Origin of the sequence: Rhodococcus ruber (assembly GCF_016804345.1) — a bacterium.
Classification (GTDB): Bacteria; Actinomycetota; Actinomycetes; order Mycobacteriales; family Mycobacteriaceae; genus Rhodococcus; species Rhodococcus ruber.
This window is the reverse complement of the sequence record NZ_CP044211.1, coordinates 3,026,031-3,037,673: the sequence shown is the minus strand read 5'-3', so window position 1 is coordinate 3,037,673 and position 11,643 is coordinate 3,026,031. Positions and strand designations below refer to the sequence as shown.

4 protein-coding genes and 1 pseudogene are annotated in these 11,643 nt (G+C 66.4%); 3 read left to right on the top strand and 2 right to left on the bottom strand.

The genetic code is table 11. The features are described 5' to 3' along the window. The first annotated feature begins 157 nt into the window (after positions 1-157). From F1734_RS14135 to F1734_RS14125, 3 genes and pseudogenes are all read left to right on the top strand, one after another. The gene (locus F1734_RS14135; protein ID WP_203010702.1) at positions 158-415 is read left to right on the top strand and encodes a hypothetical protein; all 258 of its coding nucleotides are present in this window, start codon (positions 158-160) and stop codon (positions 413-415) included. A gap of 106 nt (positions 416-521) precedes the next feature. Next, positions 522-2,120 carry an IS1634 family transposase gene (locus tag F1734_RS14130; protein WP_203010701.1) on the top strand — a complete coding sequence of 533 codons (1,599 nt, stop codon included), beginning with the start codon at positions 522-524 and terminating at the stop codon, positions 2,118-2,120. A gap of 22 nt (positions 2,121-2,142) precedes the next feature. After that, positions 2,143-3,515, top strand: a pseudogene (locus tag F1734_RS14125) (ISL3 family transposase). 285 nt (positions 3,516-3,800) lie between these two features. Here F1734_RS14125 and pglX read toward each other — a convergent pair. Continuing rightward, positions 3,801-7,394 (bottom strand): BREX-2 system adenine-specific DNA-methyltransferase PglX, encoded by a 3,594-nt coding sequence (gene pglX, locus F1734_RS14120; protein ID WP_203010700.1) that lies wholly within the window; start codon positions 7,392-7,394, stop codon positions 3,801-3,803. Further along, positions 7,394-11,623: a BREX system serine/threonine kinase PglW gene (gene pglW / locus F1734_RS14115; RefSeq protein WP_203010699.1), complete on the bottom strand. Its 4,230-nt coding sequence runs from the start codon at positions 11,621-11,623 to the stop codon at positions 7,394-7,396. Before pglW ends, pglX begins: the two co-directional genes overlap by 1 nt. Positions 11,624-11,643 lie beyond the last annotated feature (20 nt).

Below are 11,643 nucleotides of genomic sequence, written 5' to 3'. Positions count from 1 at the left end.
AATTCTCATGGTTCGGCATTCGACGCCGACCTCCTCATTCTCACCCCGCTGGGGTCCTCACTGACGTCCTGACCTATCGAGCCTCTCGCCCTCTCCGGTCGAGAGGCTCGAGGTGTTTCGCTGCGACGTGTGCGCGGGCCGTTCCGGTAGCCGCGGCATGTCGGGCATTCGTCGCTCATCTCCCGAGGTCCGACGTCAGCGCTTCGACGCTGCGCGCAAGGGTGCCATTCCCGTACGCGAAACCGACTGGGCGCCAGTATCCTTCGTCTCCATTCTGGCGGTGGAGCACCCGATCGTGAGGGTCGACACGAACGACCGGGTCCAGCGCAAGCCGCACGTCATCTGCGACGTGGGGCCAGAAGTGCTGGCCGAGATGGTCTATCGGGGCATGGCGACCGGGCAGCGTTGGGCCTGAGTTGCACCAGGTTGGCCGATTCTCGGGACGGATCCGGCGTTTGTGCTGGTGACAGCGGTGCGGGTTCGGGAAATGGCACACTAACGGCTCGGTAGACTCCCGCTCTGTGGCTGCCTACATCCGCAAAGTCCGCACCGCGTCGGGCGCGACCGCGGTGCAGATCGCAGCTAAGCAAGGCCGCCGAGACAAGGTGCTCGAGCACCTCGGCTCGGCGCATACCGACAGTGAACTCGCCGCTCTGCTCGAGACCGCCCGCGAGAAACTTCTTGCCGGCCAGCAGCAACTCGATCTCGACCTGGGGGCGGGTACCGGCGGGGCATCGGTGATCACCGGCAAGCGCTCCCGCTGGCTGATCGAGGTCATCGACACCGCGTGGCAGCACCTCGGGTTCGATGTGATCGACAACGAGGCGTTCTTCCAGCTGGTGGCAGCCCGCATCGTCGAAGCGACCTCGGTCAGCGACACGGGTCGCGTGCTCGGCGAGATCGGCATCGTCCCCGCACACCGCAACACGTTCGTGCGGACCCTGCAGCGCTGCACCGAGCATGGCTACCGTGACCGGATCGCGCAGCGCTGCTTCGAACACGCCGCCGCCGCGGGCGACCTGAACCTATTGCTCTACGACGTTACGACCTTGTACTTCGAGGCAGAGAAGGAAGACGAACTGCGCAAGGTCGGGTACTCGAAGGAACGTCGGGTGGACCCGCAGATCGTCGTCGGGCTGCTGGTCGACCGCACCGGATTCCCTTTGGAAATCGGTTGTTTCGAAGGAAACCACGCCGAGACCCGCACGATCGTGCCGATCGTGCGCCAGTTCCAGGCTCGTCACAATATCGAGGGCGTGGAGATGGTCATCGCTGCCGACGCCGGCATGCTGTCCGCCTCGAATCTGAAAGACCTCGATGCTGCCGGACTGAAGTTCATCGTCGGTTCCCGGGTGATGAAAGCACCCTCGGATCTGGCCAGTCATTTCCACTGGAACGGCGACGTGTTCACCGACGGCCAGGTCATCGACACGGTCACCCCGCGACACGCAAAGAGCGTGGTCAACGATGTCAACCGTCGTGCCGAGCCGGTGTGGGACCCCGCCGACACGTCAGCGTGGCGAGCGATCTGGGCGTACTCGGCCAAACGCGCCGTGCGGGACAACCAGACGTTGAACGCTCAGGAAGCTCGGGCGAAGGCCGTCATCGACGGCACCCGAGCTGCACGATCGCCGCGGTTCGTCAAGACCACCGCGAAGGGCAAGACCCTCGATACGGCGGGCATCGCCCGGGCCCGTTCCCTTGTCGGGCTCAAAGGCTACGCCACGAACCTTCCTGCGCACGTGATGAACCCGCATGAGGTGATGGCGAAGTATCACGACCTGTGGCAGGTCGAGCAGTCGTTTCGGATGTCGAAGACCGACCTGCGGGCCCGGCCGATCTTCAGTCACACCCGGGATGCGATCGAGGCGCACCTGACCATCGTGTTCGCTGCGTTGGCGATCTCACGCTATCTGCAGGACGAGACCGGGATGTCCATCCGGAAGATCGTGCGGACCCTGCGTCCACTGCAGGAAATCACAATCTCGATCGCCGGCCACGAGCACACCGCCCTCGATCCACTCACCGCCGACGCCGCGAGCATCCTCGATTCCCTCGAAATCTGGCTCTTCGCACTTCGTAGGGGCGTGATGTTGTCCGACCCCGTGCCGTGTCGGTGATTGAAAAAGGGCCCGCGCCCTTGTGAGCTGGGTGTTCTTCAGGCAACCAGACCAGCAAGGAACGCGGGCATGCTCCACAGTAGTGGTTCACTGCTGCTCGATCTCGACGGCGTCGTCGTCGAATCGGTGCGGCGCCTCGACGACGGCAGCCGGATCGTCCGGCTCGGCACCGACCCCCGGTGGGTCGGGGTGTGCCCGCAGTGCGGGCAGAAATCGACACGGTCGAAGGGCTGGGTGACCACCCGTCCCCGCGACGTGCAGGTCGGCCCCGACCGCCCCCGACTCGAATGGGACAAGCGGAAGTGGTTGTGCACCAACACCTCATGCGATCGGAAGGTGTTCACCGAGTCCGTGCCCGGCATCCCTCCCCGCAGCAGGGTCACCCCGCGGGCGAAGACGATGATGGCCGCGGCCGTCCTCGACGACGACCGCTCGGTGGCCGCCGTCGCCGCCGAGTACCGGTGCGGCTGGCACACCGTCCACGATCGGGTCGTCACCGTCGCCGACACCGTCCTCGACGACGAGCCCGGGCCGGTGACCGTCCTCGGTATCGACGAGACCCGCCGCGGCAAGGCGAAGTGGGAGACCGACCCGGTCACCGGAACCCGGCGGTGGGTGGACCGGTGGGACACCGGCCTGGTCGACATCGGCGGCGATCAGGGCCTGCTCGCCCAGGTCAACGGCCGCAGCGCGGCGACGGTGATCGACTGGCTCGACGCACGCGACGAGCAGTGGCGACGGCAGATCACCCACATCACTATCGACCTGTCGTCGGTCTACGCCAAGGCGGTACGTGAGGCGCTGCCGCACGCCGAATTGGTGGTCGACCGGTTCCACCTGGTCAAGAAGGCCAACGAAGTCGTCGATGCGGTGCGCCGGCGGGTCACCCAGACCCACCGCGGTCGGCGCGGCCGCAAGTCCGATGTCGAATGGATCAACCGTCGCCGGCTGCTGCGCGGCGCCGAGACTCTCACCGCCGAGCAGCGCACCGAGCTGTTCACCAAGCTGCTCGCCGCCGACCCCAGCGAGGAGATCGCCGCCGCCTGGATCGCCAAGGAGCTGCTGCGGGACCTGCTCGCGTGCACCGCCCGCGGCGGGCTGCGGCACGAGATCCGGGCCGCGTTGTATCGGTTCTACAAGTTCTGTGCGGCCTGCTCGGTGCCCGAGGTCACCGCGCTGGCCCGCACCGTCGAGACCTGGCAGGACCCCATCGTCCGGGCCATCCAGACGGGCCTGTCCAACGCGCGCAGCGAGGGCTACAACCGAATCGTCAAGCACGTCGGGCGGATCGCATTCGGATTCCGCAACCCCGACAACCAGCGACGCAGGGTACGGTGGGCCTGCACCCGCCGCTCCCGGCGGAGCACACCCAGTCGGCGTCAATGCCACTGCTAACTGCGAAGAGCCCGAAATCTCGAATCGTCGATCAGGGTTGGCACACTAAACTGGTGCAACTCAGGTGCTGGCCGAGATGGTCTATCGGGGCATGGCGACCGGGCAGCGTTGGGGAAGGGGCCGAAGGCAATACAGGGACCCGTAGGGTCTCCGATCGGTCAGGCGCAGTCGCCCGCAGGGCGTCCGCCTCTCGATACTCTCCATGGCCTGTACCACGAACCCCGTGGCCCAACCCGCGAGGAGTCGGGACACGCACCCCGTGCATCTGGGACGCCCACCGGCGACTTACCCCGGTTCGGTCTCCTTCGTTGCCTTCTTGGCTGTGCGACGGCCCCGGGTGGGTGCGGGCGGCCGCCACGCCGCAAGATCCTCGATGGTCAGACCGAGTTCCGCGCAGTGCGAGCGCAGCACTTCCTCGATGGTGTCGGCGACGGACTCGCCGTATTCGGGGTCGATCTCACCGTGCCATTGCCGCACCCACGGCAACAATTCGGCGAGGCCCGCCAGCATCGGAGCCAGCTTCTCGGGAGACGCCTGATCCCAGCCGTCGGTCGCGATGCGTTCATCGACGAGTCCGGCGAGCGCGAGCGCCTGCTCGGCGTGATCCCACCCCGCCCAACCGAGCAGCATTGTCGGGTCGGTGTCGCGGTTCGCATTCGGGTACGAGATGAACCGTTCCTTGGGAACATCGAGTTTCCCGCGCCGCGACCAATACGAGGTCTTGAGGAAATCGGCAGGCTTGTACTTCGGCGGCACCGGAATCGGACCGTCCAACTTCTCCCCCGCGTCCTCGCGACGCTGAAGATCCCACGTGTGTTCCCACGCTTCGCGCTTGATGAGACCCGACGGCTTGTACCGCAACGCTGCCTGATACGGGACACCCTCTTCATCGAGAAGCTTGGCCAATGCCGCCGAGGTGGACACCTCATTGCTGCCGGCCCACAACCGCAGCACCTGACGGAAGTCCTCGTCACGGTCGAGCCGGTCGGCAAGTTGCGCGATGCTGCGCGGGGCCGGATGGTCACCTTCGAACCACAGGCCACGGCTCTCGACGCGATCCAACAGCCAGTCACGCAACGCTTCGGTGACGCGCTTGTCCCACGGCTCGGAAGCCCACCGCCGCTTGTGCTCGGGCTTCTCCAGCAAACGGATGTGCGAATTCGCCGCGATCACGTAGAGGCGGCGCTGCAGAAGATCGCGGTAGTCGGCAGGCAGATGCGACGGAATTTCGGTGATCGGAGTGGAGCGGTGCCGCTCGAACCACGCGGTGTGCTCGCCGGATTCGACTGCACGCGCGAGAGCGATCTCGAATGCCCGCTCCCCTAGGGCAATTCCAGGAAGCTCACCCGAGTAGGTGAGATCTTCGTCGATGAGGCCGTAGAGCCGGTAGCAATCCCAGTCGAGTTCCTCCTGATGCGCGATCATCAGTGCACGAATCCGCTCTGACTCGGAGCGCGCGTGTTCCAGCGCTTGGGCGGTCGGCACGCCGGTCGCGGCGACGGAAGCCGGGGTATGCGCGGCAAGTTCCTGAGCAAGGGCATCGAGGGTACGGGCGCGTTCCAGAGGGTAGGACGACGAGACGGGGAAGTCTTTGAGGGTCGTACCGTTAGCTTGATAGAAGACTTCCCAATGGTCGCCGCGATACCCCTCGTTGACGCCACCGTTGCCCTTGCTATGGCACTTCTGCTTGAGCCAAAAGCACGCCAACGAACTATTCAGCACGCCGAGCAGCCGAAGGTGATCGTCCTCGCTCGCCCTTTCCGGCAACTTGATCACCGGCGCGGTCTGCTTGAACACCTTGCCGCCGCGGTCCAAGACGAAATGGTTGTGGGTCGCGACTTCGGCGAAGGTGATGGTAAGAGGAGAGGTTCCCTTATCCTCAGGAACCTGATGCCACTCGTACCATGGTCGCCCATCCGAAAGATAGGTGCCTCCGCCGAACGTAGCACGCTGCGCAAGTCCAGTTCTCACACGCCAGAGTTCGCTGAAACCAGATTCTTCCCCACCGCCTGAAACGAGCTTTGTTCCCCTATACGGGAACCAAGTAACAAGCAAGGGGTTGATCACGTAGTCACGGACGTCAGTTCCAAGTACGAGTGGCTTCCAGAACGCACCGTCGAGTCGCTTACGAGCCGTTAGAGCAGGCGGTCGCGTGAACTCTTCGTCTGCATGGCTCATCGCATGGAACCCGATTCGGCGCACAACGTCGCCAAGCCGCGCGGCGTATGCAGAATCAACGCGCGTAAGGAGTTCAACCGCCCCACCACCGGATAAGCTCCAAGGGTGCGACCTCAGGAGACTTCTATCTAAGTCGGCAACACTTATCCAACCGTTGTCGAAACCCGGTTCATCGACGTGCCCCACGATCGCCGACCATACGATTCCGTGCGAAGGATCGTCCGGTCGACCAGGCTCCCCTCGCACTCCGAGCACCGCGCGAACCGTCTCACCGACCGCAGCCCGGTTGCGGCCCACCAAAATCACTGTTGGTGTCCCGTGTCCGGGAATGTACGCGCCTGACGTGTCAATTACCCGTTTGAGATCACGGGTACTCAGAAATTCCTCGATGAGCTTTGACCCGAACTCCCGTTTCATGAACGAGTTCGACGTAATCTGCCCGACCCACCCTGGCTTGCCATCGGAGTCGTTCTTGGCTAGGTCGAAGAACAATTCCATGAACGGCACCGTCAGTGCGTACTGCCTATGGCAGGTTGAGTAGAGCTGACGGTATGTCACGTTCAGCGCCGCGTCTTTAACGGTGATGTACGGCGGATTCCCCACCACCACATCATGTTCCCGCTGCAGAATCGCCTTCAAGGCATCCGCATTCTCCGTCGCGTACGCCATCTGCTCGGAGTCCGTAGACCACAGGTCGTCCGCAAGCGCCTGCTGCCGCGCGCCCCACAGCAACGAGTCACCAGCGGCGAGGTTCAGTTCAATGTCGATGAGCTTCTCGATCGACTTGTCCCCACTCGCATCCAGTGCTGCGACCATCAGCCGGAACCGCGCGATAGCCACGGCGAACGGGTTGATGTCTACACCGAACACAGAGGCCAGCGCCTTCTGCACCACCACGCGCCGGCCGAGGCCGGGGGCCTCGTTCTCCCACCGTTCCAGCAACCGGTGGAACGCGCCGAGCAGGAAGTGACCGGACCCGCAGGTCGGGTCGATCACCGTGAAACCCTCGAGCGGCCGCTCTTTCAGCGCCGGTTCGAGTGTCTGGTCGAGGATGAATTCCTCCACGAACTCCGGCGTCTGCAGCAGCGCGTACGTCTTCTTCGCGAATTCCGACAGATCCTGATACACGTCACCCAGGAAGCGGGTGTCGACACCGGCAAAGCTCCACAGCGGCTCACCGGATGTGTCCTTGTCCCACCAGAATTCGAGAAGGCTGCGCGCCGCGTCACCCGACGGAGCTACCTGGTGCATCGGCGAGTAACTGTCGACCAACCCGCGGGTGGCTTCCATCTTGGCGAAATGCGCGACGATCGTTTCGAGCCACTCACGGTCGGTGTGCTCCGGGAACTCGGTGAAATACGCGCGCCGCGCGTCGAGCGCCTGCTGGCGCGCATCCGCGTCCGGTCCGCCGATCCACGCCTTCGACACCAATGCGTGGTCTTCGCAGTAGCGCGCGAACACCGTCAGCAGCACCCACGCCACCGCGGCTTGCGTTACCCGTTCGTCACGCCATGCTTGCCACGAAGCAGCTGTCCGCTGTGCGTGCAGCGCGGCGGTGTACTCGGCTCGCCACCGCTGCTCCACCCCGGGCTGTCGGGTGTCGATGTCCGGACCGTCGACGCGCGCACGCAGATCGTCCTCGAGGACCGTGACCTGCTTGCGCAGCGCCTTCACCAATTCGGTCGCGGAAAAATCCGCCATCACACCTTCTCGCTCTCCACGATTCCGGTCTTCCAAACCGGATACACAACGAACTGTCCACCGGGTGAACCCAACTGGATCGGCTGGCCATCCACCAACGCGCCGCGTTGCCCGCGCATCTGCGGTAACACCACCCACACCGGACGACGTCGCGGCGCCGACAGATCCGCCAGCCGCGCCAGCACGTCGAGGTAGTCGTAGCGGGCCAGCGGCGACACCTCGGTGAGAACCAACGGCCTCGCCTGCGCGGCCTCGCCGAACACTCGCTCCTCGAGGTCGGCGCAGACACGCGGCATCACCTGCTCGAGCACCGCTCGCAGGCCCCGCGCATCCTTGCTTCCCGCCGCCGCAGCATCTGCGCTGCGCACGAGATCCCACGGCACACCCCGCTCGGACGAGAAGGTCCGCATCGCGTCGATGATCGCTCCGGTAACGTCGACGACCTCACCCTCGTGCGCCTCGACGAGTTCTCGCGCGACGACCTGGTGGTCGCCGGGCCGGCGGACGGGCACCCCGAAGACCAGGAAGCCGTTCTCGGCCAGGGACCGTGTCACCAGCGAGTTCCGCGCGGCGCCACCGTCGCCGATCGCTGCGGACGCGACCGTCCCGGCGGGCGGACCTGTGTGCGTGGCCGTGCGGGTGTGCAGCGAGGTTTCGCTTGGCGGCGCGGCCTGCTCGTAGCGGTAGGCGGTGCCGTCCCAGGTGAGGCCGAGCCCGGCACGGTCGATGTGCGCATCGAGAGCGGGCCGGCCGGGAAGTCGGTCGAGTTCCGGGAATCGCGCAGCGACGCGAGCCCGGATCTCCGTCGGCGACAGCGCTTCGGTCTGGGCGAGGCCGGCGAGGGCGATGCGCAGCGCATCGGACGGGCCGAGGCTGCGGCTGTGGAGTTCCCCGCGGCCGGACACTGCGGCGAACTTGGAGCTCGCGGCCGCCAAGCGAACGAGCCTCCCGTCCGGCGGCAGCGGCACCGGCACGTCCGGTCCGGCCGCGGCGGTGTAGGCGCGGGTGAAAGCGCCGCGTAGCTCGCGTGCTGCGGTGCCCATCGGGACGACCTGGGACATCGGGGTGGCGACCATGAGGTCGTCGGCGCGGCGGCCCGCGGCTTCGGCTCCGGCGAGCAGGAGTTCGTCGTCGGCGATCAGCGCGAGCCGGCCGCCGTGGCGGCGCCGCACCCACCGGCGGGTACCGTCGGCAGTTTCGTGTTCGGTGAGGCGATCCAACGCGACGCGCAGCAATCCCGCGGCGGCGCGCTCCGCGAGACGCGGGGCCAGGGCATCGGCAGCCCCGGCCGGAGCCTGGGGCAGCCGCGCCCGGATCTCGGCGGTGAGCGTGGAGATCGCCACCACCCCACCGGAATCGCGGATGACCTGGTCGGCAAGGTCGATGAGTTCGTCGAGAAGTTCCCGGGTAGCCGGATTCTCGGCCCAGTCGGACTGCAGTTCCTTGAGCAGTTGGTTTCCCCGGGGACTGCTCTTCTTCAGCGCCGAGGCCAGGTCGTTGCCCGACGCGAACGCGTCGAAGGATCCGGTAACACCGAGGAGCAGCTCCGCGGCGCTGCGACGGGTACTGGCCCGCCCCGTGCCGACCGCCGACACCAGCAGGGCGACGGCGTCGTTGAGACCGAGCAGACCCTGCTGTGCCGGGGGCTTGACGGTGGATCGGCCGAGTTCCTTCACCCATGCACGGTGCCGGTCGCGGATCTCGGTGCGGGTGGCCTTCGCTTCCTTCGCGACCAGGCGGTTGAGCCGGGTGGAGTCGAGCGCCAGCAATTCGCCGACCGTGGTGACCTGGGCCGCGGCGAGCGCCGACACGGCGCGCGCACTCAACCCTGCTGCGACGAGGGTGGTGGTCGCGTCGACCTTGACGGCGCGAGCGGACGTCGCGGGCTTCGCGGGGGCGGCGTCGAGTTCGGTGAACACCCGCCGCCAGTCGCGGAGCATCTCCTCGGCGGTGTCGGGGCGGGTAGCGACATCGCGGGACAGCGCAGAGGTGAAGTATGCGGTCAGACCGGCGGCGACGGGCGCCTCGAACATGCCGGGTAAGATGGTGACGTCGTCGTCGACGGTGGCGGGGTTCGCCTGCGGATCGGGCCCGTACTGGGGCGCGGCGCCGGTCGCCATCTCGAACAGGACGACCGCGGCGCCGTAGCGTTCGGCGGACGTGTCGTACTGGGTGCGGCCACCGACTCCGAGGAACGGGTCGAGATAGGGCGGGGTGCCCGCGTCGGTGTTGCGCAGATCCACCCCGGCCATCGAGAAGTCGAACAGGCGAAGGTGCGCGTCGGCACGCGGACTGGATTGGTGCACACCGAGATTCGACGGTTTGAGATCGCGGTGCACCACCCCGGCCCGTTCGAGGGCGACGAGTGCCTGCAGCAGGTCGGTGCCCCAGCGTTCGAGCAGGTCGATCGACAACCGGCCGCCCTTGGCGGCCAGTTCCTCCGCGAGGGTGGTGCGTCCCGCGTAGTGCACGACGAGAGCCGCACGGCCGCCGACGTTCTCCTCGGAAGCGAGCTGCACGATGCGAGGATCGTCGAGTTTGCCGAGCACCTGCGCCTCGGCGTGGAGACGAGCGGCGGCCTCGTCGTCGCGGGCGACCTTGAGGACCCGCTCGTGATCGCCCGCCTTGCGGTCCACGACAAGGATGCCGACGGCGGTCGACCCTGCTCCCAGGCGCCGCTTGTAGACGAAGCGACCGTCGCCGAGTTCGTCGCCGGGTTTCGCGTCGAGCGGATCGGTTTCCCCCTCGGCGCGGAACAGATCCGAGCGCACCGCCTCGAGTCGCTCGAGGAAGTCCGCGACCGACGAGATCCGTTCTGCGGGGCTGGGATCGGTGGCATCGAGCACGAATTGCCGCAGGATCGACGGGACCTGCGGCAGTTCCACCGCCAGGTCGAGACCACCGTCGCGGCGCAACCGGTCGAGCAGTTCGCCGCGTTCCGTTGCCGGGGACTGCCCGCCGGTGAGCAGGTAGAACGCGAGCGCACCGAGCCCGAAGACGTCCATGCGGGCGGGGTCGGTGGGGTTCACACCCTCGGGGGAGGTGAACAACTTGGCCTGGTCGCTCAGGCTGCCAGCCATCAGACTCAGCGGTCCCGCCGACAGGCGAGTCACCCCGGTTTCCGCGTTGGCGGGCAACACTCCCGCGGTGTCCCAGTCGGTGACCTGCGCCTGCGGACCGGACTTGCGGTCGCGGACCACGATCGCCCGCGGGTTGAGGGTGCGGTGCACCACGCGGTGCCGATGCGCATAGTGGACGACCTCGGCCACCTCGGTGAGCAACTCGAGTTGCCGTTCGAGGGTCATCTCGCCGTGGTGGTCGGCGAGCCACAGGTCCAGGCGCACGTCGGTATCGGATTTCGGGAACACCAGGCCGATGCCGAGTTCCTTGTCCTTGACCACGTCGACAGGGACCTGGAGGCCGTCGTGCTTGAGCCGGGACAGCAGCTTGTATTCGTGCTCGACCCCGCGCCCCCGGGCGTGTTCCTCCGCGGAAGTGGCACCGGGTTTGGGCAGGTAGAAGCGGATGCGGGCGGCGCGTTCCATGTCGACGTGGTGGAAGGCGGGCCAGTCCTGCCAGCCGTCGCCGTCGCCGAGGGGTTGGTCGTCGATCACCCATGAGCCGACCTCGCGTTGGCGGCGCGGGGCGAGGCCGATCGCGGTCATGAGGTCGCGGATGAGCAGCGACTTCTCCTCGGACACCGGCCCGTGCTTGGCCGGGGCGAGGAGCCGCTCGCTGATCCCTGGCAGTCGACTGCGGTCGTCGTTTCCGTCGATGCCGTAGAGGTTGATCTTGGAACTGGTGGGCAGTGCGCACACGAAGTCCGGATGATGCAGGTACACGAGTTCCTGCACGAACGGGATGATGCCCTTGAGGTTCTTCTGCCCGGTCTTCTCCGCCAATCGGTCCTTGAGCAGCGACGAGAAGTACTGCGCCTTCTTACGGGTGAGGAGCAGCGGCGAATCCTCGGAGCGATTGCCGCGCGTCCATACGTGGTCGTTGCCGCGCAAGATGCCGCTGTAGTACTTGAGTTCGATCAGGTACAGGGTGTCGCGGGCGAGGACCAGTAGGTCCACCTCGTGCCAGCGGCCGCGGTTGTCGCGGAACTCGAAGTTCGACCACGCCCGGAACGGTGGGGCGTCGGGAAGGATCTCCTTGATCCGTTCGAGTCCTTCGCGTTCGTGGTCGAACGGGGAGGGACTGACCTCGACCCAGCGGTCACTCTGCACCTGCCCCCGCACCTCTCGCT